This is a genomic window from Acidimicrobiia bacterium, from assembly GCA_040878325.1.
Classification (GTDB): domain Bacteria; phylum Actinomycetota; class Acidimicrobiia; order Spongiisociales; family UBA11373; genus JAUYIV01.
In genome coordinates, this window is sequence record JBBDMM010000005.1 from 1 (window position 1) to 21,683 (window position 21,683).

At 67.0% G+C, this 21,683-nt stretch carries 21 protein-coding genes and 1 tRNA gene; 7 read left to right on the forward strand and 15 right to left on the reverse strand.

From position 1 onward, the window contains the following. Positions 1 to 186 precede the first annotated feature (186 nt). Both WD184_02470 and WD184_02475 read left to right on the forward strand, forming a co-directional pair. Positions 187 to 2,115: an acetoacetate--CoA ligase gene (locus tag WD184_02470; protein ID MEX0825614.1), complete on the forward strand. Its 1,929-nt coding sequence runs from the start codon at positions 187 to 189 to the stop codon at positions 2,113 to 2,115. A gap of 112 nt (positions 2,116 to 2,227) precedes the next feature. Continuing rightward, the gene (locus WD184_02475) at positions 2,228 to 3,883 is read left to right on the forward strand and encodes a DUF885 domain-containing protein (protein ID MEX0825615.1); all 1,656 of its coding nucleotides are present in this window, start codon (positions 2,228 to 2,230) and stop codon (positions 3,881 to 3,883) included. A gap of 9 nt (positions 3,884 to 3,892) precedes the next feature. Here the strand turns inward: WD184_02475 and WD184_02480 are convergent, their stop codons facing one another. After that, entirely contained in the window at positions 3,893 to 4,420 is a 528-nt protein-coding gene (locus tag WD184_02480) for a dTDP-4-dehydrorhamnose 3,5-epimerase family protein (GenBank protein MEX0825616.1), read from the reverse strand. Positions 4,421 to 4,591: 171 nt separating this feature from the next. Next, a tRNA-Leu gene (locus WD184_02485) sits at positions 4,592 to 4,677 on the reverse strand. A 28-nt stretch (positions 4,678 to 4,705) separates the two neighbouring features. Between WD184_02485 and WD184_02490 the strand changes: the two genes are divergently transcribed. From WD184_02490 to WD184_02510, 5 genes are read left to right on the forward strand one after another with little or no spacing between them, the layout of a single operon-like run. Further along, positions 4,706 to 5,299 (forward strand): hypothetical protein, encoded by a 594-nt coding sequence (locus WD184_02490; GenBank protein ID MEX0825617.1) that lies wholly within the window; start codon positions 4,706 to 4,708, stop codon positions 5,297 to 5,299. 57 nt (positions 5,300 to 5,356) lie between these two features. Further along, positions 5,357 to 6,238 carry an ABC transporter substrate-binding protein gene (locus WD184_02495; protein ID MEX0825618.1) on the forward strand — a complete coding sequence of 294 codons (882 nt, stop codon included), beginning with the start codon at positions 5,357 to 5,359 and terminating at the stop codon, positions 6,236 to 6,238. Continuing rightward, positions 6,239 to 7,111, forward strand: a complete 873-nt coding sequence (locus WD184_02500; GenBank protein ID MEX0825619.1) for an amino acid ABC transporter permease — start codon at positions 6,239 to 6,241, stop codon at positions 7,109 to 7,111. After that, positions 7,108 to 7,857 carry an amino acid ABC transporter ATP-binding protein gene (locus WD184_02505; GenBank protein ID MEX0825620.1) on the forward strand — a complete coding sequence of 250 codons (750 nt, stop codon included), beginning with the start codon at positions 7,108 to 7,110 and terminating at the stop codon, positions 7,855 to 7,857. The genes WD184_02500 and WD184_02505 overlap by 4 nt, the downstream gene beginning before the upstream one ends. 13 nt (positions 7,858 to 7,870) lie before the next feature. After that, the gene (locus WD184_02510) at positions 7,871 to 8,491 is read left to right on the forward strand and encodes a VOC family protein (GenBank protein MEX0825621.1); all 621 of its coding nucleotides are present in this window, start codon (positions 7,871 to 7,873) and stop codon (positions 8,489 to 8,491) included. Positions 8,492 to 8,500: 9 nt separating this feature from the next. Here the strand turns inward: WD184_02510 and WD184_02515 are convergent, their stop codons facing one another. From WD184_02515 to WD184_02575, 13 genes are all read right to left on the reverse strand, one after another. Beyond that, positions 8,501 to 9,010 (reverse strand): DUF664 domain-containing protein, encoded by a 510-nt coding sequence (locus WD184_02515; GenBank protein MEX0825622.1) that lies wholly within the window; start codon positions 9,008 to 9,010, stop codon positions 8,501 to 8,503. 47 nt (positions 9,011 to 9,057) lie between these two features. Then, a complete protein-coding gene (locus tag WD184_02520; protein MEX0825623.1) occupies positions 9,058 to 9,267 on the reverse strand; it encodes a type II toxin-antitoxin system VapB family antitoxin in 210 nt (69 codons plus the stop codon). A 75-nt stretch (positions 9,268 to 9,342) separates the two neighbouring features. Next, a complete protein-coding gene (locus tag WD184_02525; protein MEX0825624.1) occupies positions 9,343 to 10,083 on the reverse strand; it encodes a hypothetical protein in 741 nt (246 codons plus the stop codon). Between the two features lie 78 nt (positions 10,084 to 10,161). After that, positions 10,162 to 11,055, reverse strand: coding sequence for a Ppx/GppA phosphatase family protein (locus WD184_02530; protein MEX0825625.1), 894 nt, complete (start codon positions 11,053 to 11,055; stop codon positions 10,162 to 10,164). Next, positions 11,052 to 11,576, reverse strand: a complete 525-nt coding sequence (locus WD184_02535) for a DUF501 domain-containing protein (GenBank protein ID MEX0825626.1) — start codon at positions 11,574 to 11,576, stop codon at positions 11,052 to 11,054. The genes WD184_02530 and WD184_02535 overlap by 4 nt, the downstream gene beginning before the upstream one ends. 99 nt (positions 11,577 to 11,675) lie before the next feature. Beyond that, positions 11,676 to 12,074 (reverse strand): septum formation initiator family protein, encoded by a 399-nt coding sequence (locus WD184_02540; GenBank protein ID MEX0825627.1) that lies wholly within the window; start codon positions 12,072 to 12,074, stop codon positions 11,676 to 11,678. Next, the gene (eno, locus tag WD184_02545; GenBank protein MEX0825628.1) at positions 12,071 to 13,348 is read right to left on the reverse strand and encodes a phosphopyruvate hydratase; all 1,278 of its coding nucleotides are present in this window, start codon (positions 13,346 to 13,348) and stop codon (positions 12,071 to 12,073) included. The genes WD184_02540 and eno overlap by 4 nt, the downstream gene beginning before the upstream one ends. Before the next feature lie 114 nt (positions 13,349 to 13,462). Then, the gene (gene mazG, locus WD184_02550) at positions 13,463 to 14,971 is read right to left on the reverse strand and encodes a nucleoside triphosphate pyrophosphohydrolase (GenBank protein ID MEX0825629.1); all 1,509 of its coding nucleotides are present in this window, start codon (positions 14,969 to 14,971) and stop codon (positions 13,463 to 13,465) included. Beyond that, positions 14,935 to 15,822: a peptidylprolyl isomerase gene (locus WD184_02555; GenBank protein MEX0825630.1), complete on the reverse strand. Its 888-nt coding sequence runs from the start codon at positions 15,820 to 15,822 to the stop codon at positions 14,935 to 14,937. Before WD184_02555 ends, mazG begins: the two co-directional genes overlap by 37 nt. A 4-nt stretch (positions 15,823 to 15,826) precedes the next feature. Next, positions 15,827 to 19,174, reverse strand: a complete 3,348-nt coding sequence (mfd, locus tag WD184_02560) for a transcription-repair coupling factor (protein ID MEX0825631.1) — start codon at positions 19,172 to 19,174, stop codon at positions 15,827 to 15,829. A 182-nt stretch (positions 19,175 to 19,356) separates the two neighbouring features. Further along, entirely contained in the window at positions 19,357 to 20,334 is a 978-nt protein-coding gene (locus WD184_02565; GenBank protein MEX0825632.1) for an NAD-dependent epimerase/dehydratase family protein, read from the reverse strand. Continuing rightward, a complete protein-coding gene (gene pgsA, locus WD184_02570) occupies positions 20,327 to 20,929 on the reverse strand; it encodes a CDP-diacylglycerol--glycerol-3-phosphate 3-phosphatidyltransferase (GenBank protein ID MEX0825633.1) in 603 nt (200 codons plus the stop codon). Before pgsA ends, WD184_02565 begins: the two co-directional genes overlap by 8 nt. 98 nt (positions 20,930 to 21,027) lie before the next feature. After that, on the reverse strand, positions 21,028 to 21,483 hold the full coding sequence (locus tag WD184_02575) for a PA2169 family four-helix-bundle protein (protein MEX0825634.1): 456 nt from the start codon (positions 21,481 to 21,483) through the stop codon (positions 21,028 to 21,030). Positions 21,484 to 21,683 lie beyond the last annotated feature (200 nt).

Genomic DNA, 21,683 nt, shown 5'->3' on the forward strand with positions numbered 1-21,683 from the left:
AAGTGTCAAGGATCTCCCCGCACGATTGTCAACCATGTCCCCGGTCTTGACAGGAGGCCGGGGGGAGACCTCGCAGGGTCAGCTGCCCCCCTCCCCCCTTCGGGGTACTCCCCCCGGAGGCTGGGGGGAGACGTTACCAATCGCCAATTGCGGCCGAGCGCAGCGAGGCCCCCTTAGGCTTCTTCTATGTCCATCCTGTGGGAGCCGACGGCGGCGGAGGTCGCCGCTTCGAATATGACGCGGTTCATGAGGTCCGTGCCGGGGGCGCCGAAGACCTACGACGAGTTGTGGCGGTGGTCGATCGACGACCGGGCAGCCTTCTGGGAGGCAGTGTGGGACTTCGCCGACGTGGTCTCCTCGGCGCCTTACCAAGCCGTGCTGGGCCGCGAGGGCATGCCCGGTACCGAGTGGTTTCCCGGAGCCCGGCTCAACTTTGCGGAGAACCTTCTGCGCGGCGACCCGGACGAGGCGGCCGTCGTGGCGATCACCGAGGAGGGCGGGTTCGAGACCCTCAACCGGGGTGAACTCCGGGCGCGGGTTGCCAGGGCGCAGGCGGGGCTACGGCGGCTCGACGTGGGCCCGGGCGATCGGGTGGCCGGACTGGTCACCAACGGAACCGAGGCAGTCGTGGCGATGCTCGCCACCAGTTCGATCGGGGCGATCTGGTCGTCGTGCTCACCCGATTTCGGGCCGCTTGGCGTCATCGACCGTTTTGGGCAGATCGAGCCGAAGGTGCTGATCGCAGTGGACGGCTACCCGTACAACGGCTCGGTCCACCGGGTCGACGCCACGGTCACCCAGGCGCTCGCCTCCATCCCGTCGATCGAACACCTGGTTGTGATCGACCGGGTCGGCAGCGGGATCGACGCCCCGAACGCCGTCGCCTGGACCGCCCTGCTCGCCGGTGACGCCTCCGAACCCGATTACGCCCAACTGCCGTTCGACCACCCGCTCTACATCATGTACTCGTCGGGGACGACCGGCCGACCCAAGAGCATCGTGCACGGCGCAGGCGGAACGCTCCTCAAGCACTTGTCCGAGCAGGTGCTCCACTGCGACCTCGGACCTGGGGACCGCCTCTTCTGGTTCACCACCTGCGGCTGGATGATGTGGAATTGGCTCGTGAGCGGCCTCGCCACGGGAGCCGCGATCGTCCTCTACGACGGCAGCCCGTCCCACCCGACGCTGACCCGCCTCTGGGAGATCGCCGAGCGGGCGGCAATCACGCATTTTGGGACGAGCCCCAAGTTCCTGGCGGCGAACGCCAACGCCCGCCAGACCCCCAAGGACGTCGCCGACCTGTCGTCGATCCGCTGGATCGGTTCGACCGGCGCCCCGCTGCTGCCCGAGCAGTTCGACTGGGTGTACGAGCATCTGCCTCCGCGGGTTCAGCTGGCCTCGGTCAGCGGCGGGACCGACATCATCGGTTGCTTCGCCGGCGGGGTGCCCATCCTTCCCGTCCGTCGTGGAGAGCTCCAGGCGCGCAACCTGGGGATGGCGGTGGAAGCCTGGGACGCGTCCGGCCATCCGGTGATCGGAGAGAAGGGCGAACTCGTGTGCACTCGACCCTTCGTATCCATGCCGGTCGGGTTCTGGAAGGACCCCGACGGCAGCAGGTACCACGACGCCTACTTCGCCGAGTTCGAAGGGGTGTGGACCCATGGCGATTTCATCGAGATCCGGCCAGAGGGAGGCGTCATCATCTACGGACGCAGCGACACGACGCTGAACCCTGGCGGCGTCCGCATCGGCACCGCCGAGATCTACCGGGCGATCGAGCCCATCGCCGAGGTCGTCGACTCGATCGCGGTCGGACGAGATGCCGGGGGGGACGTCGAGGTGGTGCTGTTCGTCCTACTCGCCGAAGGGCACCTGCTCGACGAGGGCCTGCGGAAACGGATCATCGACCGGATCCGCACGATGACGACGCCGCGCCACGTGCCCCGACAGATCATCCAGGTCGACGACATCCCCTACACGGTCAGCGGCAAAAAGGTCGAGAAGGCGGTGCGGCAGGTACTCGCCGGCGAGCCGACGACCAACCGTGACGCCCTGGCGAACCCGGAGGCCCTCGACGCGTTCGAAGTGATCCGGCGGAGGGAGTTTGGGGAGTAAGCCTTCCGCCTTCCGCCTTCCGCAAGAGAGCGCCATCAGTGTTCTTCATTCGTGCGGGCAGCGGGCAGCGGGCAGCGGGTAGCGGCTCGCGGGCTCGCGATAGCATCGCCCCATGAACGAACATCTCGACCAGCTTGCCCGCGACTATTGGGAATACACCCTCGAGACGAACCCGACCCAGGCGCTCATGCTCGGTGACCATCGTTTCGATGACAAGATCGAAGAGGTCTCTCTCGAGGCCGAAGACCGCAACATCCGCCGGTTACGTGAGTTCGCGGACAAGGCGGAGGCGATCGACCCGGATTCGTTGAGCAAGGACGAGCGGATCACCCGCGAGGTGATGATCTTCGATGCGCGCAGCAACGCCGACATGGATGAGACCCGGCTGGCCGAGTTGGCCGTCAACCATGCCGTCGGGATCCAGGCGATGCTCCCCGTCGTCATCCCCCAGCTGCCGCTGACCGCTCCCGAGCACGCCCAGGCGATGCCGGCCAAGTTCCGGGCGATGGCGCAGACCTTCGACGACGGTGCCGAGCGGCTGCGGCAAGGTGTGGCGAGCGGCCGCACCCCTATGGCATCGACCGCGGCCAAGACCATAGAGCAGGTCGACCAAATGCTGGCGGTGCCACTGGCGGAGGACCGCCACCTGGCCCTGCGCGCCCCCGCCGGCTGGGATGGCGAAGCGGCCTGGCGGGACGAAATGGCCAAGGTCGTATCCGACGTGCTGCGGCCTGCGTACAGCCGCTGGCGCGACACCATCGCCAACGAGGTGATCCCCGCGGCCCGTCCCGACGACAAGCCGGGTCTGTGCTGGCTGCCGGACGGCGAGCAGACCTACGCCCGCACCCTCAACCGGTTCACCACGACGAGCCTGACGCCAGACGAGATCCACGAGATCGGGCTCGGCCAGATCGCCCGGCTCGCCGACGAGTACCGCGAGCTGGGCGCCGAAGTGCTGGGGACCAGCGATCTGAAGGAGATCTTCTCCCGACTACGCGACGACCCCAAGCTCCACTTCAAGGACGGCCCCACCATCGTGGCGGCCTCGGAGAAGGCGATGGCCAAGGCGAAGGCGGCGATGGGCGACTGGTTCGGCCGGCTGCCGGTAGCCGATTGCATCGTGGCCGAGACCCCGAGCGGTCCGACGGCGTTCTACTTCCGGCCTGCCGTCGATGGCAGCCGTCCCGGAATGTTCTTCGTAAACACCTCCGACCCGACTCGATGGGGCAAGTTCGAGATCGAGTCGATGGCCTATCACGAGGGGATCCCGGGCCACCACCTCCAGCTGGCGATCGCCCAGGAACTCGAGAACATCCCAGAGTTCCGCAAGCACACCGCCAACAGCGCCTACGCCGAAGGCTGGGGCCTCTACACCGAGCGACTCGCCGACGAGATGGGGCTGTACTCCTCCGGGTTGGAGCGGATGGGGATGCTTTCGGCCGACTCGATGCGGGCCGGACGGCTCGTCATCGACACCGGTATCCATGCCAAGGGGTGGTCACGCCAGCAGGCCATCGACTACTTCCTCGAGAACTCGCCGATGTCGCTGGGGACGATCGAGGGGGAGGTCGACCGGTACATCGGCATGCCGGGACAGGCGTGCTCGTACATGATCGGCCGCCTCGAGATCCAGCGGATGCGCCGCGAGGCCGAAGAGTCGATGGGCGACCGCTTCGACATCAAGGGCTTCCACGACACCGTCCTCGGCTCCGGCCTGGTGCCCCTGACCACCCTCGACCGCATGGTCAAGGAGTGGGCGGCGGCCTGACGGCTTCGCTCAGCGTCCCCTGAGCCTGGTGAAGTCGTAGGGAATCTCGTCGGTGCCGAGCGGCAGCGTGTACTTGTCCGGGTCGGCGTGGTCGAACGGTTCTGTCTTGAAGTTGATGCCCACGAAGTCACCTTTGCCGACACATGCCAACGCGTGCCAGACGCCGGCGGGAATCGAGACGAGCCGCCGATGAAACTCGCTGAGAGGAATCTCGGCTGTCAACCCCTCAGTCGGCGATCCCTCGCGCGAGTCGTGGAGAACGAGCACCGCTTCGCCGAACAGCACCGCATAGCGGTCTTCGGTGCGCGCATGGCGGCCCCAGCCCTTGATGACGCCCGGGCGCACGGTGAATGCATATGCGTGGGCGAGGGGGGCCGGGTGCCACTTCCACATCGGGTTGAACAACTCCACCAACCACCCGCGCCCGTCCACATGCGTGGTCAGATTCCGGAAGGTGACGCCAGCGGGCACCGGCGCAACCCTCTCCCCCGCCGAATCGACGGTCTGTTGCTGCTTGGTGCCCCGTTTGTCAGCCACCGCATCACGGTACACAGGGCCTAAGGGCGTCTGTTCGCCGCCTCTTGGCGGCGAAGTCGGCCCGGGAATCAACACGGCCGCCATGGGGTTGGGGCCCCATCTGGCGGAGGAGGGCCGACCAGCGTCTGTTCGCCGCCGCAGGCGGCGAAGTCGGCCCGGGAAGGAGCACAGTGCCCGGGGAGGGACTCGAACCCCCACGCCCCCTGAGGGACAGCGGATTTTAAGTCCGCCGCGGCTACCGATTTCGCCACCCGGGCAATGGTGTGGAGCATATAGCCTGGGTGGGTGGCACTCGACCCTACCGAGCACATCGTTGCGCTCCACGACGGTTCGTCGGTGCTGATCCGCCCGATCCGGGCCGATGACAAGGACGCCCTCATCCGGGGCCTGGCCCGACTGTCCCCAGAATCACGCTATCGCCGGTTCCTCCGTCCGGTCACGAGCCTCAATGCGAGGGAATTGAAATACCTCACCGAGGTCGACTACACCAGCCACTTCGCCTGGGTGGCGGTGAACCCCGACGACTCCAATGACGGCTGGGGCGTCGCCCGCTACGTCCGCGACCCCAAGGATCCCGAGGTCGCCGAGGCAGCGGTGGCGGTGGTCGACGACCAGCAGCATCGCGGAATCGGCGGGTACCTACTGCAGTTCCTCAGCGCCAGCGCCATCGCCAACGGGATCCACACCTTCCGCGGCTGGGTTCTGGGCGACAACGTGGAGATCCTCCGCCCCCTCGAGCGGATCGGGGCCAGCCGGAAACCGGATCACGGCGTGCTCAAGATCGAGGTCGAGTTGAGTGCCGACTTCGAGGGCTCGCCCGCCCAGGAGGTGCTCCGCGCGGTGGCGCGAGGCGAGTTCCTCCCCGAGCCCGGGGAGTAACTCGCCATTGAGCCTCTGTGGCACTCGCTAGCCTTCCGGCAACCCTTACAGGAGAACATGAAAGTGCGATGGAGACTGCTGAGCGTCCTGATGATCCTGGCGCTCGTTGCGGTGGCATGCGGAGACGACGACGCCACCACCTCGAGTACAGGACCCGCCGCCGCATCGTGTGAATTGGCCGACCTCGACCTGGTCAGCCCCGGCCAGTTGACGGTAGCCACCGGCGAACCCGCCTTCCCGCCCTGGGTAGGAACTCCCACCGGTGACAATTTCGACGAACCAGAGTCCGGTGTCGGATTCGAATCCGCCGTCGTTTACGCGGTGGCGGAGGAGATGGGGTTCAGTGCCGATCAGGTCGTCTGGGTCCGCGTGGGATTCGACGAGGCGATCGGAGTGGGCCCCAAGAACTTCGACTTCAACCTCCAGCAGTACACGATCACTGCAGAGCGGGATGAAGTCGTGGACTTCTCCGACCCGTATTACTCGAACGCCCAGGCCCTGGTGGCCTTCGCAGACAACCCCATCGCCAATGCCACCACGTTCGCCGATCTGGCGGACGCTCGTTTCGGTGTCCAGGTGGGAACAACCAGCCTCGACTACATCGAGAACGTGATTCAGCCGAGCACCACGGTGTCGGTGTACGACTCCACTGTCGATGCCAAGTCGGCCCTCGAGGCCGATCAGATCGACGGCCTGGTGGTCGATGTCGCCACCGCCTACTACATCACCGCGGTCGAGATCCCGGGGAGTGTGGTAGTGGCGACGTTCGGCGCACCGGCCGATGCTCCGGATGAGTTCGGGATGTTGTTCGAAGAGGGCAACCCGCTTCGCGACTGTGTCAACGTGGCGCTCTCCGCCCTCCGGGCGGACGGCACGCTGACCTCGCTCGAGGAGCAGTGGCTGGTGGACGCCGGTGGCGCCATCATCATCTCCGAGTAGGTGACCCAGAATCCACTCGAGCGTGTCGAGCGCCGGGGACCACAGATGTTGTGGCCCCGGCGCTCGCCGCGAGAGTCGGAGGAGAATGGTCGGGGTGCATGGATCGCCGTCATCTCGACGGTCGTGGTCTTCGGCCTACTGATCGCTCTTGCCCTCAATTCCCAGTACTGGCCCGCGGTGCAGCGCCAGTTCTTCAACTGGGGCCATTTCAAGACCAGCTTTCCGCTGGTCCTCGACGGCTTCTGGCTCGACGTGAAGATGTTCATCGTGGCCGAGATCCTGATCCTGGTGATCGGGCTGGCGGTAGCCATGGCCCGATCACTACGAGGCCCCGCCTACACGCCGCTGCGACTGCTGATGATCGGTTACATCGACCTGGCGCGCGGCCTCCCCTTGCTGTTGCTGATCCTGCTCATGGGTTTCGGGATCCCGTCCCTCCGGCTGCCCGGAGTGCCCAACAGCGCCCTCTTCTGGGGCGTCGCGGCCCTGGTCTTTTCATACTCGGCCTACACCGCCGAGGTATATCGAGCAGGCATCGACTCGGTGCCCGAGAGCCAACGGATGTCGGCACGCTCGATCGGCCTCACCCAGGGACAGGCGCTGTGGCATGTGATTGTGCCCCAGGCGGTCCGCAACGTGATCCCTGCGCTGCTGAACGGGTTCGTGAGTCTCCAGAAGGACGTCGCCCTCGTGTTCGTGCTCGGCGTCCGCGAGGGGCTCCGTGAAGCCGACATTTACAACGCCCGCACCTTCAACTACACCAGCTACATCGCGGCGGCGGTGCTGTTCCTGCTGGTGAGCATCCCGGTCGCCCGCTTCACCGACTGGTACTCCGATCGACAGCGGAAGCGAATGCAGGCGATGAGCACATGAGCGATCCCAAGCTCTCCATCCGTGGCGTGGGCAAGTCGTTCGACGGCAAAGAAGTGCTGCGCGAAGTCGACATCGATGTCGCCAACCACGAGGTGGTGTGCCTCATCGGCTCATCGGGATCGGGCAAGTCGACGTTGCTCAAGTGCATCAACCTGCTGGTTCCCATCGACAAGGGCGAGATCCTGCTCGACGGCACCAGGGTCACCGGCCCCGGAGTGAACAGCAACACCGTACGCCACACGATGGGGATCGTGTTCCAGGCGTTCAACCTGTTCCCCCACATGCGGGTGATCGACAACGTGACGCTCGGCCCGCGCAAGGCGCACAAGATCCCACGCGAAGAGGCCGAGCAGAACGCCTGGGTCTTGCTCGAACGGTTCGGCCTGGTCGACAAGGCACGGGAGTACCCGGACCGCCTCTCCGGCGGACAGCAGCAACGGGTGGCGATCGTGCGAGCGCTCGCCTCGAAGCCGAGCCTGATGCTGCTCGACGAGGTCACCTCGGCACTCGACCCCGAGCTGGTGGGCGAGGTGCTGGCGGTGATCCAGGACCTGAAGACAGAAGGCATGACCATGCTCGTCGCCACCCATGAGATGGGCTTCGCCCGCGACGTCGCCGACCGGGTGTGTTTCCTCGACGCCGGGGTGGTGCTCGAACAGGGGCCTCCCGCCGAGATCTTCACCCGGCCCCAGCACCCCCGCACCCAGCAGTTCCTGGAACGAATCGTCGAAGCCCGCCGGCTGTAGATAGCCTCAGGTCATGATCTCGATCGATCACGTGATCTTCGTTGTGGAGGACCTCGACCGGGCCGCCGACGTGCTCTTCGAGACCCACGGCCTCGCTTCGGTCGCGGGCGGACGGCACCCCGGTCACGGCACCGGCAACCGCATCGTCCCGCTCGGCACCGCCTACCTGGAACTGATGGCGGTGATCGACCCGGTGGAGGCGGCGCAGAGCCCGATGGGTCAGTGGGCGGCAGCCACCGAACGGCCGGGGTTGGTGCCGGCGGCGCTATGCCTCCGCACCGAGGATGCCGACGAGGAGGCCCGGCGCCTCCGCCTCGCCGCCATCCCGATGACCCGCACCCGCCCCGACGGCGAGGTGCTGTCGTGGCGGCTCGTCGGAGTGGACGACATGTTCGGACCCGAACGCCTGCCGTTCTTCATCGAGTGGGAGGTGGAGGCGGATTCCCATCCCGGGCGCGCCCTGGCCGAGCATCGGGTGATCCCCACCGGCATCGCCGCCGTGGACCTCAGCGGAAACCCCCGTCTCATCGAGGAGCGCCTCGGAGTCCACGTGCTCCCGATCACGGTCACCGCAGGCCCGCCCGGAGTGAATTCGGTGGTGGTTGCCACCGAGAAGGGAGAGGTGGCGCTGTGAGGTTCGCTCTCAGCGGATGATCTCGCCTAGCGCAGCGAACCGCAGCATGTGCGCTTGGCCGCTGTGCAAGGCGTACTCATCGACCATCTTGATCAGCACCGCACCGAGCGGCCGGCCGTGGCCCTTTCCCACCGCGTCGAGGTCCGCAAGGGCGACGATGGCGACATCGGCCTTCGCAAGCTCGTCGAAATAGAGCCTGAGATCGGCGTCGATGGTGGCGACCGATCCTCCGGCGTAGTCGTCGTCGCCGTAGTGATCGACCCGGTCGCCGCCGCCCAGACCCCACGAGAGGTACACGTGCTCCATTTGCGCCATGTGCCGGAAGAGACCCAGAACGGAAAGTTCAACGGGCGGTACCGACCATTCGACCAACTGTGCCGGCGTCAGATCACGGAGCTTTCTCGTGAACTCGTGCCGCTGGTAACCGAGCCACTCGGTGAGCTGCGTCCGCAGGTCGGTATCGGCAGCAGGTTGTTCTCGCTTGCCGAAGTCCAAGTTCGAGAGCACGTCGGAGCCCATGGCCGCCGATCATACGATCCCCGCCAGCCCAGCAGCTCAGGGAGCATTCACCCGAACCCGACGCGATCGCGGCGCAAGTCCTCCAGGTCGCCCTCCCAGCCCATCCCCTCCATCTCGAGAAACTCCTCGGAGGTGAGCGCCTCGCCGGCGGCGAGGCGCAGGGCCAGGTCCACGGCGGCGCGCTTGGTGTTGACCCGGTAACGCCGCATAACCAGCGCGATCAGATCGTCGTCGATTTCGATGTTGGTGCGGGACACCTCGTCACCGTACCCACTCGTACACCTGATGGCGTATCGACCGGGAGCGTCTACTCGGATTCGGCAAGTACGGGGCTATCCCTCGTCGTCCCACGCCACCTCTGCATCGAACTGCCGCCGCTCGGGTGCGAGGAAGGCCGTGCTGATCGGTCCGCCGAGTCCGGCGCCTTCGCGTAGCTCCTGAACCCAGGAGGTCAAGAGGGCGACCTCCTCGTTGGCGTGTCGAGACAGGTCCAAGTCGCCTGAGTCCATAGAGACGAGGTACCGACGTAGCGATGCAACTTCATCGGCATAGTGACCGGATCTCGCGGCGGCCCCGAAGAACTCGAGGCCATCCGCAGTGTCCCTAGCCACCACATCGGGGTGCCACATGCCGATCAGTTCTGGGGCGAAGGAGTCCTCGCCGTGGTAGGTAACGAGCAGAACAACGTCGCCTTCGGGAACGGAGGTCAGGGAATGGGTGCCAAATTCAAGGCGATCTGCGATCGTGAGGACGTCTCCCGGCTGGAGGGTCGGGAATCGAGACCCCGACCCCCCGAACTGGTACGGAACCGATAGCACCGTGGCGTCCACCAGCCGATCTCCCTCTCGGGGACCGTCTCGGTGCTCACCTAGGTCCACAACGACAACGGCGTCGGTTGCACTGATGCGATCCATGAGTGCAATCGAGCCGTGGAACCCGCGCTGCGACGCACCCGACCCCTGCAGAACAACCAGGATCGCACCCACGACGATGAGCGCAGAAGCGATCAGAACAAGGATGCGGAGCGCTCCACGCTTGTCGGATGCGAGCATGGTCAATTCTCGCTTGTCCATGCAATTGTGCACTCTGCGCTGACGCCAAGAAGCCAGTCGGTGGGCGAGTCCGTCAAAGGCGATGTTGGTCGCTCCGGATCAACCGAGTCCGCGGACTATCCCGTCGAGCAGGTCCGCTTCGGAAACGGTCACCGAGTCGCGGCCCGACGCCCGTACCGCTTCCCGGGCCACGATCGCTCCGCCCAAGAGCACCGGAGCGCGCTTCGGTTCGAGCGACGGGATGGCTGCGGTCTCCTCCACGGTGAGTCCGGCCAAACGGTCGACCAGTCGGTCGAGGTCCGCCATGGTAAGGGTCGACCCGTGCACCGCCTCGCGGTCGTAGGCGTCGAGGCCGAGCGAGATGGCCGCGAGAGAAGTGAAGGTTCCCGCCACCCCGATGACCCGCGCCGGCACAGCCGGCAAGCGGACCAACCCGAATATCTCGGCCACCTCCTCCGTCGCCGCCGTCACCCGGTCGGGCGACGCCGGTCGTTCCGGCAAGAGCCGCTCGGTGAGCCGGACCGAGCCGATGTCGAGGCTCACTGAATAGTCGGGGCCTCCAGCGCCGAGCACGAACTCGGTGCTTCCCCCGCCCGGGTCGATGACCAAAGTCGGGTGATCGCCCGGGAGGGCGGCGACGGCACCGCGAAACGACAGGGCCGCCTCCTCGACGCCGTCGATCAGCTCCGGCTGGAACCCCAAGACCGCGGCAACTCGATCGAGGAATTCGGACCCGTCCTCGGCGTCACGGGTTGCCGAAGTGGCGACGGCCCGGACCTGCGACACGCCGTGGAAGCGCAGCCGCGCGGAATAGTTCGTGAGCACGGCGAGGGCATGCTCGACCCGGCCGGGGTCGAAGCGGCCGGTGGCGTCGACGCCGCGGCCGAGTCCGACGATCTCGGTGAGTCGTTCGACATCGACGAGCCTGCCACCAGCCAGGTCGGCCACGAGAAGGCGGACGGTGTTGGTACCGATATCGATCGCACCCTTCACGCCGGCTCCCGCCACTCTGGATTGCGGACCGCCCCGCCGTCGGTGGCGACGACGCATGTGACGGTGCAGTCGAGAGGCTCGACCCAGGGCGTCGTCACCTCCCCAACCGGGTTCGGGTTGCCGGCAGCATGGTCGGCGTAGTGGGCGTGAAGGCATTTGACGCCCACCCGAGCACCTCCCACTCCCCCACTCGGTCTCGGGTTCGTGCCCTCGGGTACAAGTGCATCTCGTTCGGCGGCATATCGCTCGTGGGCCTCGTCGAGGCGCCTGCCGAATTCGGGAACCTGCGCCGCCCGGCGCTCCATCGCCGCCACCCCGCCGACGGATTCGATCCGCCCGATCCGCCGTAGAGCGAGCGGACAGGTCAGCCAGTAGCGAGTGGGAAACGGCGTCCCATCATCGAGAAACGGCGGCACCCCGATGACCACCGGCATCGCCAGATGGCACCGCGCCACCACCTCGACCTCGGAACGCACCGAACGCTCGAGTTGGGCTTCAACGAAAGCGCGGTCCTGGTTCACGGAGACAACAGTAAGGCGGGAATCAAGAGCCAAGAGTCAAGAGAAGTACCGGCTTGCCCAATCGCCAATCGCCAATCGCCAATCGCGGCCCCGCGAGGCTTACTTCTCGACCAGATCCTTGCCCGTGATGAAATCCCAGAGGTTGCGCCACCACGGGGTGGAGGTGCCGAGGTCTACTTCGATCTGGGGATCGTCGGATTCGGTGCCGGGTGGGACCACGACCACGTAGGCGATGTCGCCGGGCCGCACCAGTCCGAACTGCTCGCGGGCGAGGCGTTCGACCTCCTGGGGTGACTGCAAGGCGGCGATTTGGTGCTCGAGTCGACGGTTCTCTTCGATCAACGCGTCGAGCTGCTGCTGGGCCAGATCGACCGAGCGCTGCTGGGCGATGATCTGACGGAACGGCAGGACTCCCGCCGCGGCGGCGACCAGGCCGATGATCAACGCGAGGATCAAGAAGGATCCGAGCCCGAAGCCACGCCTCTCTTCCTTCTTCATGCCGACCACCGCGGGTATGGCGCCATGCCGGCGTAGCGGGCACCGGTGCCGAGGCGCTCCTCGATCCGCAGCAGCTGATTGAACTTGGCGGTGCGCTCGCCCCGCGCCGGTGCACCCGTCTTGATCTGGCCTGCATTGGTCGCGACCACCAGATGCGAGATGAAGGTGTCCTCGGTCTCCCCCGAGCGATGGCTCACCACCCGCCCATACGACGATCGCTCGGCGAGCTGCATCGTGTGGAGCGTCTCGGAGAGCGTTCCGATCTGGTTGACCTTGATGAGAATCGCATTGGCCGCACCGGAGTCGATCCCGCGCCGCAACATGGGCTCGCTGGTCACAAAGATGTCATCGCCGACCAGCTGGATGCGGTCACCGAGGCGCTCGGTGAGTGCTACCCAACCCTCCCAATCGGCCTCGGCCAGCCCGTCTTCGATCGACACGATCGGGAAGTCGGCGACCAGCCCGGCCAGGTAGTCGACCATCTCCTCGGCCTCGAGTGAGCGGCCCTCGAGGTGGTAGCGCCCCTCGCGGTAGAGCTCGGTGGCGGCCACGTCGAGGGCGAAGGCGACCTGGGTGCCGACCTCATAGCCGGCCGCGGCGGTGGCCTCCTGCAGCAACTCCAGCGCGTCGCGGTTCGCGGCGAGGTCGGGGGCGAACCCGCCCTCGTCGCCGACATTGGTGGAAAGACCTCGTCCGGCCAGCACCTTGCGGAGGACGTGATAGATCTCGACCCCCGCCCGAAGAGCCTCACGGAAGGTCCCGAACCCGGCGGGCACGAGCATGAACTCCTGGACCTCCACCGAGTTGGAGGCATGGGCGCCGCCGTTGAGAACGTTCAGCATCGGCACCGGGAGGGTGCGGGCTGAGGGCCCTCCGAGGTACCGGTAGAGGGGCATGCCCACCGACGACGCTGCCGCCCGGGCCACCGCCAGGGAGACGGCGAGGATGGCGTTCGCCCCGAGCTTCTCCTTGTTGGGGGTGCCGTCGAGATCGCACATGGCGACGTCGATCGACTCCTGGTCGAGCGCATCCATGCCGACGAGCAGCTTGGCAATGGGTTCGTTGACGTTCTGGACGGCCCGCGTCACGCCCTTGCCGCCGAAGCGGTCTCCACCATCCCGAAGCTCAACAGCCTCGAGCGCCCCTGTCGATGCCCCCGATGGAACCGCCGCACGACCGAAACTTCCGCCAGCAAGGAAGACTTCGGCCTCAACGGTCGGGTTCCCCCGGGAGTCGAGGACCTCGCGGGCCCGGATCGATGTGATGGTCGTCACGGGCCCTCCTGGTCAGATGAAGGTATCACGGGTCATGGGCAAATCGGAAGCACCAACTGTTGATCCCGTCGGATGGGAATCAAGAGTCAAGATTCAAGAGTCAAGAGTCAAGATTCAAGAGTCAAGAGTCGTGGGCTTGCCTCTGGTCTTGATTCTTGACTCTTGACTCTTCTTCGCCTCTTCCCACTTGGCGTCCATCTCGTCCAACGACATCCCTTCCACATCGCCATCGGTCTCGATGGCTCGGAAACGGTGATCGAAGCGGGTGGTGGCGGCGCGGAGGGCTTGCTCGGGGTCGACGCCGAGACGGCGGGACAGGTTGACCACCGAGAACAAGAGGTCGCCGACTTCTGATGCGATCTCGTCGGCATCGGCCTGTCTCGCGGCTTCGATCACCTCGGCGATCTCCTCGTGCACCTTGGCGATGACCCCGTCGAGGTCGGGCCAGTCGAACCCGACCCCTGCGGCCCGACTCTGGAACTCATAGGCCCGGGCCAGCGCCGGGAGCGCGACCGGGACCCCGTCGAGAAGCGACTCGCGCGCCTTCTCGTCCTGCTTGAGCCGCTGCCAGTTGGCCATCACGTGCTCGGCGGTGGTCGCGTCGACATCGCCGAACACGTGGGGATGACGGGCGACGAGTTTGCGGCGGATCGACTCGGCCACCTCCTCCACGCCGAAGATCCCCGCCTCCGACGCCAGCGTCGCGTGGAACACCACCTGCAGCAGCAGGTCGCCCAATTCCTCCTCGAGATCGACGTAGCCGGGCACATCCACCTCGCCCCCCGGTGCGCCGGCAGGCAGGGCCTCGATCGCTTCGAGCGCCTCATAGGCCTCCTCGAGCAGATGCTTGGCCAGGCTGTGGTGGGTCTGCTCGCGATCCCACGGGCACTCCGCCCGCAGCCGAGCATTCGTCTGCACCAGACCCGGCCATCCTGGAGCGGCCACGTCGAGGAAGAGCGACACCCGCAGACCACAGTGTTCTTCGCGGAGATCCTCGACAGTGAGCACCGTCACCGATTCCTCGGATGCGCCGAGATCGGCCAGCCGGGTGATCGGGGTGTCATGCGGCAGCAGCGCGAGCAGCGAGTCGCGCACCGCATCGATGGCACCCTGACCGTCGATCTGGGCGAACACCGTCGGCAGGTGGAGCAGCAGCGGCGCAGGCAGATCGTGAGCGTCGAGCACCTGCACGCCACGCGCCAGCGGATCCAACCCGACGCGGGCGAAGGTGAGGTCGAGGAACGATTCCCCCGGATGCAGCTCAATCGAGGGCGCCTCGGCCCGGAGGAGTGCCACCGCCCGCTCCCCCACCAGGGCGCTTCCGGGAACCGCGTAGGTGACCGGGCCTTGGGCGGCCGCGGCGAGAACCCGGTCGGCGATCGCCCGATAGACCCCTTCGAAGTCGGCTCCGGCTTCGTAGAGGTCGTCGCAGGCGATCACCGGGCGCCGCGCCGCCAGGTCGGCGGCGGCGGGATGGGCCACCGTCCGGAGAATCAGGGGTACCGCAGGGTCGAGAAGCACGTCGACGACCGACGGGGGAAGACGATCCAGCCCCGCCGGGCCGAGACCGACGATGCGAACGGTGCTCACTCGCTTGGCGGCAGGATCCCGAAGGCGGTCCACGACCCGTACTTCGGGTCGAGCTCGACCACCGCGTCCTGGAGGTGCTGGGAGAGCCAGGCGGTCCACAGTTCGTTCACGTCGGCCGCAGCCATGTAGTCACGCGGGTTGGCGGCCACCTCTTCGGGGGTCGCGGTGGTGCGTTCGCGGACCAGCATGATGTGGTACCCGAACTGCGACTGCGAGGGGCCCACCGGCTCACCCAATGGGGCTTCGAGTGTGGCCACCGCGAACTCGGCAACATATTGGTTGGCGAGGCGACAACCCAGATCGCCTTCCGGCGACGAGTCGGTTGAGATCTCGGTAGCAAGGGCCCCGAAGTCCTCCCCGTCCTCGAGGCGATCGAGTGCTTCCTGTGCATCCTCGATCGTGGTCAAGAGGATATGGCTGACGCACACGGTCGTGATCGCCGCGGGGTCGGCGAGGATCGCCTCCGCAAGCGCAGGATCGGAGGTGAGGTTGCGCTGGGCGGCTTCGCGCAATACCGCCACCTCGGCGTTGTGGCGCAGCATCTCGGGCCCGGCGTTCGGCACACCCAGATACTCGGCCGGTTGCAGGCCCTCGGCCTCCATCTGATCGACCATCGCCTGGTGGACGCCGTCGATCTCCGTCTCGTCCAACTCCTCGCCGAACTCGGCTCGAAGGGCGTCGACCAGGACGACCTTGGCGATCATCCCGAACAGCGTGGAACGCACCCCGGCGTCAATCGTCAGTGAATCCGTGTTGTACAGGTCGCCGAGGTCGCCTTCGGCGATCACAGTGTCACCGACGACGGCGACCTGCGCTCCCGAGCCGCTCGAACAGGCGGCGGCGACGACAGCAAGGGCAATTATGAAGGTCAGGGTGCGGCGCAAGGGTTCATCCGTCTTCGGGGGGCCACATTGTACGAACGAAGTCGGCCAGCCGCGCCGCAGGCGCCTCGGGCGGCAGCGGAAGGAACAGCGACCGGTCCCGCATCACGGCCCGGCTCGAGACTCGCTCGAGTCGCACCTCCTGCGATGCCGTCAGCGTGATGGGGGCCAGGCGCACCTCGCGCCGCATCGCGACGATCTCGGTGATCCCCACCCGCAACGCCTCGACCCGGAGCCGGGCGATCTCGATGAGCACCCGCGCCCTTTCGGGAAGGGCTCCGTAGCGGTCCTCCCACTCGACCACCACATCGTCGATCAAGTCGTTGGTCGTCGCCGCGGCGAGGCGCCGGTAGGCCTCGAGGCGGGCGTCCTGGTCGGGCACGTAATCGTCGGGGAGATGCGCCTCGACGGGTAACTCGATCCGAACCTCGGCCGTGGGCTTCTCGCGGCTCGCCCCGGTCTGGAGCTCCTCCACCGCCTCGGCGACCAGCTCGATGTAGAGATCGAAGCCGACCGCGCTGATGTGACCCGACTGAACGTTGCCGAGCACGCTGCCCGCACCGCGGATCTCGAGATCACGCAGCGCGAGCTGAAACCCCGAGCCGAGGTCGCTGAACTCTCCGATCGCCTCGAGACGCCGGTATGCCTCCTCGGTGAGCCGCTGCTCCTCCGGATGGAACAAGTAGGCGTATGCCCGCTGGGATGAACGGCCCACCCGACCGCGCAGCTGATACAACTGGGCGAGCCCCAGCAGGTCGGAGCGCTCCACGATGAGGGTGTTCACCTGGGGAAGGTCGAGTCCGGACTCGATGATCGTGGTGGCCACCAGCACGTCGTACTCCCCGTTCCAAAAGTCGAGCATCACCTGCTCCAACTGGCCCTCACTCATCTGCCCGTGAGCGATGGCGTATCGCGCCTCGGGCACCAGCGCCCGCAACCGGGTAAGCGCATGGTCGATCGACTGGATGCGGTTGTGCACGTAGAACACCTGCCCCTCACGCAGCATCTCGCGCCGGATGGCCGCCGACACCGTCAACTCGTCGTAGGCGCCGACGAAGGTGAGGATCGGGTGGCGGTCCTCGGGAGGTGTCGAGATGCGGCTCACGGTGCGGATGCCGGTGAGGGCCATCTCGAGGGTCCGCGGAATCGGGGTGGCGGTGAGGGTGAGCACGTCCACCGAAGACCGCAGCGCCTTGATCTGATCCTTGGCAGTCACCCCGAACCGCTGCTCCTCATCGACGACGAGCAGACCCAGGTCGCGAAAGGCGATGTCGTCGCTGAGGAGACGGTGGGTGCCGATGACGATGTCGACACTGCCATCCCGTATTGCCTGGACGACCGCCTTCTGCTGCTGGGGAGTCAGAAAGCGACTGAGCATCTCGACCCGCACCGGATAACCGGCGAGCCGCTCCGAGAACACCTGAAAGTGCTGCTGCGCCAGCAGGGTGGTGGGCACCAGCACCGCCACCTGCTTGGGTTCTTGCGCTGCCTTGAAGGCCGCCCGGATCGCCACCTCCGTCTTACCGAAGCCGACGTCGCCGAACACCAGGCGGTCCATCGGCGAATCCGACTCCATGTCGGCCTTCACATCGGCGATGGCCGTCAACTGGTCGGGAGTCTCCTCGAACGGGAAGGATGCCTCCACCTCGCGCTGCCACGGCGTGTCCGGCCCGAAGGCGACCCCGGCGATGCTCGCCCGGCGGCGGTGGAGGGCGACCACTTCCTCGGCGACCGCCGCCACCGCCTTGCGCACCTTGCCCCGGGTGCGCTCCCAATCCGCCCCACCCATCCGGCTCAGCCGGGGCGACTCGCCCCCGGTGTACGGCCTCACTGCCGCCAACTGATCGGTCGGAACGTAGAGGCGGTCCTGGCCGGCGTAGGCGATCAGCAGATAGTCGCGTTCGATGCCGCCGAGCCGGTTGGTGACCAACCCTTCGAATCGACCGATCCCGTGGTGGTGGTGGACGACAAAGTCGCCGGGGCGCAGATCTCCGTAGGACGGGGAGACCTCTCGCGGGACGGCATGTGCCCGACGGTGGGACCGCCGGCGGCCGGCTATCTCCTGCTCGCCGAGCACCGCCACCCCCAGGTCGGGGGAGACGAATCCCCGATGGATCCCGCGGGAGATGACGGCGGACCCCTTGCTCGAATCTCGGGGGAGCACCAGGCCCTCCTCCGCCAGGACCCGCGCCACCCGGTCGGCCGGTCCCTCCCCGTCCATCGCGACGACGACCCGAATCCCCTTGGCCACCAGGCGGCCGATCCCGGCGGCAACCGATTCCGGATTGCCCGGTTCGGCGTCGAACCCCCCGATCGTGAGCGCCTCCTCGCCGGGGCGAGCGGCGATCGCCGGGGCCTCGAGCAGTCGGTCGGGCGGAAGGGCGGCGTCCAGTGGAAGGAACAGATCGGGGTGTTCGCCCGCCTCGGGGGCGCCGGTGCCCCACGTCGGCGCCAGGACGACGGCGAGTTCCGTCTCTTCGCGGGTCAGGTCGAGAGCACGATCGTGTGCCCGCGGCGGCTCGAACAGCACCACGGTCGACCGGGCCTCATCGATCGCGGAGACCTCGTCCGCCAGCCACGGAAGCCACGACTCGATGCCAGGGAACGAGGCACCCTGGGCGATCCGATCCCAGGTGGAGGCGGCCCATGGCTCGCGGTCGACGAGGGCCCGGGCCCTCTCCGCCAGCTCGGGGCCGGGACGAACCTCACGGGCCGGGAAGGCCGTCACCCGCGGCAGCTTCTCTGCCGACCGCTGGGTCGTGACCGACACCGTGGTGATCTCCTCCACCCGATCGCCCCAGAAGTCGATCCGCACCGGTTCCCGACCCTGCGCCGGGTACAGATCGATGATCCCGCCGCGGACCGCGAACTCACCGCGAGTCTCCACCCGGTCGGTGCGGTCGTAGCCGGCTTCGGCGAGCCGGTTCACGAGCGAGTCGAAGTCGACCTCGTCGCCAACCGAGAGGACCACCGGGTCGGTCGGCGAGGGCGAGACACGCTGGATCGCCGCCCGCACCGAGGCGACCACCACCACCCCTGCCCCACCGGTCCGCAGCGCATGGCGCGCCGCCGCCCGGGCGGCCATGGTGCCGACGTTCGGCGACACGTGCTCGAAGGGCAGGGTCTCCCAGGCCGGCAGGAAAAGGGAGTCGGAGACGAAGAGCTCGACATCGTCGGCGAGATCCTCGGCGTCACGCTCGCCGGGGACCAGGGCAAGCACCGGCCCGTCGGCCCGGGCGGCCAGTCCGGCAAGAAAGAGGGCGCGCAAGGGCGCCGGCACCACCAGGTGCCCGGGGGTATCGATCGGTTGCCGGTCGCGCCAAACGGCGGCCAGCGCCTCGAGCGGGGCCGTCACGCGAGCAAGAGTAGGGGGACGCGCGATGAGCCTGCGCGTGGCGGGGTTCCTCGCAATCCGCAATGCGCGGCGCGTGGCGGGGTTCCTCGCGATGGGCGATGCGCCGCGCGTGAAGGGTGTCTCGCGTTGCGCATTGCGCATCGCGGGACTGCGCATCCCGCCTCGGGAGAGTCCCGAGAGTCTCACGACCGGGGCAGCAGTCCCTGGCTCCGATACCACTCCACCGTGCGTGCCAGCCACTCCTCCGGGGGGGTGTAGCGGAGGCCCAGGTCCCTTTCGGCCTTGCTGCCGTCGAAGACGTGGGCGTGGTGAACCTCGCGGGCCATCGCCCGGCACACGGGTGGTTTCTTGCCCACGGCTCGCCACAGCACCTCGGTGACGGTCGCTGCGGCGGTCAGGGTCCATGCGGGGAGGTAGCGGATCCGTTGATCCACTCCTGCGACCCGGCCGAGCACCTCCACCGCCTCCTCGATGGTGGGCGACCAGCCGTTCACCAGGTACCGCTCACCGGGGACCCCGACCTGTTCAGCCAGCAGGTGCGCCGACACCGCATCGTCGACGAACACGAGCGGAAGGCGGGTGCGGACCGCCCAACGGAGCTTCCCGTTGAGGAACCCGATGAAGAGCCGGGCGGTCCCGTGGGTGCGACCCGGCCCCTGCACCGACGACGGGTTGACCGCCACCAGATCGATTCCCATGCTGGCGGCATCGGAAAACGCCACCTGTTCGGCCTCGCGCTTGGATCGGGCGTAGGCAGATTGGTGATGCCCCTGGTGCTCGGTGGCCTCGGTACCGACCGTCCCGCGTTCCTCTCCGATCGTGGCGGCCGAGGAGGTGTGCACGATGCGACCCACCCCCTCTCGCCCCGCCGCGGCGATCACCGTCCGGGTACCGGCGACATTGACCTCGAGGCGTTTCGGATCACACATCGCCACCTCACCGGCGGTGTGATAGAGCGTGCTGCACCCACGCAGGCTTCGGGCCCAATCGCCCGGTTTCAGTAGATCGCCGCGTACTGCCTCCGCCCCGGCCGCGACCACGACCCCCTCCCCCTCGTCGGAGCGGACCAGAGCGCGCACATGCCGTCCGTCGGCGACGAGCCGGCGCAACACCGCCCCGCCGACGAAGCCCGAGCCACCGGTGATGAAAACGTCAGGCACTGACGCGGTTGGACCGCAGCACCCGGGCGAAGCGACTGAAGTACTCGAAACCCGACATGACCGTCACCGCCACCGCGGCGAGCATTGCCCACTCATCCGGATGGAGCCCGCCGTAAGTCTCGGGCACCCGCAGCAGGGCGAGGAAGATCGCCATGAACTGGACGTTGACCTTGATCTTTCCCCAGATCGATGGAGGGACGGAGACCCCATCCATCGCGGCCACCCCGCGAAGGCCCGAGACCGCGATCTCCCGCCCGATGATGATGAACGCCGCCCACGCCCAGGCACGATCGGCGGCTACCAGGCCACACAACGCACCGGTCACCATCAGCTTGTCGGCGATCGAGTCGAGGAAGCCGCCAAGGGTGGTGGTGATCTTCCATCGGCGTGCCAGGTACCCGTCGAGGAAATCGGTGAGCGAAGCCACCGCGATCAGCACCGCGGCGATTCCGAACGCATGATCCACCGAGTCGCGGGCGAGGATGATCCCAAGAATCCCCGGAACCAGGAGAATCCGCAGATACGCCAGGCGGTCGGGAACCGAAATGTGTGACCTCCGGGTGCGTGCGAGCGCAATGGTAGAGCCAAGAGCCAAGACGCCAAGAGCCAAGACGCGGCTCGGCCCGCCTTAAGGCGGGCCGAGCCTATGAGTGTCTTGAGTCTTGAATCTTGATTCTCGACTCTTGACTCTCTTTACGCTGCGAAGCGGTCGCGGAAAGTGCGCACCTCGTCGTGGGCCGCCTTGACCTCGGCGGCCTGCCGGGCGACAACGGCGTTCGCGGCCTCTCCCAGCTCGGCACTGGTGAGTGCCTTCTCGAATTCGGCGACGGCGTGATCCTCGCCGGACTCTGCGGCCGACAGCACCGCCGAAGGGTCATCCCCGGTCAGGGCGTCGGCGAGGGTGAGCCATCCACGATGGAGCGCACCCGCCATCGAGCCGGCTTCCTTGATCTCGACGCCTTCGCGGGCAGCCAGGTCGCGGAGTTCCTGCGAGAAGCGCGCCCGCTCCTGCGAGAATTCGCGCATCCGGCCGGCGATATCGGTTCGCCCATCCTTCTCCAGGCGTTCCGCCGCCTTCTCGAAGCCCTTCTTGCCGTCTTCGAGGGTCTCGATCAGGTCCTCGAGCACGTTGACGTTCTCAGATTGCATGTGGTGCGACCTCCGGTAGTGAACCTGGGGTCTATCCGATCCGCCGCGGGACGAAACCGGGAGTCAAGAATCAAGAATCAAGACGCCCGTTCGCTCGGCCGCCGAAGCGTCTGCGGGGATTCGCCCTTCGCCCTTCGCCTTTCGCTGACTCTTGACTCTTGACTCTTGACTCTTGACTCTTGACTCTTGACTCTTGACTC

Excerpts from the sequence above, each read along its gene's own strand:
- WD184_02510 (MEX0825621.1), top strand. The coding sequence starts at position 7,871 with ATGATCTCGATCGATCACGTGATCTTCGTTGTGGAGGACCTCGACCGG.
- WD184_02475 (MEX0825615.1), top strand. The coding sequence starts at position 2,228 with ATGAACGAACATCTCGACCAGCTTGCCCGCGACTATTGGGAATACACC.
- WD184_02525 (MEX0825624.1), bottom strand. The coding sequence starts at position 10,083 with ATGGACAAGCGAGAATTGACCATGCTCGCATCCGACAAGCGTGGAGCG.
- WD184_02515 (MEX0825622.1), bottom strand. The coding sequence starts at position 9,010 with ATGGGCTCCGACGTGCTCTCGAACTTGGACTTCGGCAAGCGAGAACAA.
- WD184_02540 (MEX0825627.1), bottom strand. The coding sequence starts at position 12,074 with ATGAAGAAGGAAGAGAGGCGTGGCTTCGGGCTCGGATCCTTCTTGATC.
- WD184_02575 (MEX0825634.1), bottom strand. The coding sequence starts at position 21,483 with ATGCAATCTGAGAACGTCAACGTGCTCGAGGACCTGATCGAGACCCTC.
- WD184_02470 (MEX0825614.1), top strand. The coding sequence starts at position 187 with ATGTCCATCCTGTGGGAGCCGACGGCGGCGGAGGTCGCCGCTTCGAAT.
- WD184_02505 (MEX0825620.1), top strand. The coding sequence starts at position 7,108 with ATGAGCGATCCCAAGCTCTCCATCCGTGGCGTGGGCAAGTCGTTCGAC.
- WD184_02495 (MEX0825618.1), top strand. The coding sequence starts at position 5,357 with ATGAAAGTGCGATGGAGACTGCTGAGCGTCCTGATGATCCTGGCGCTC.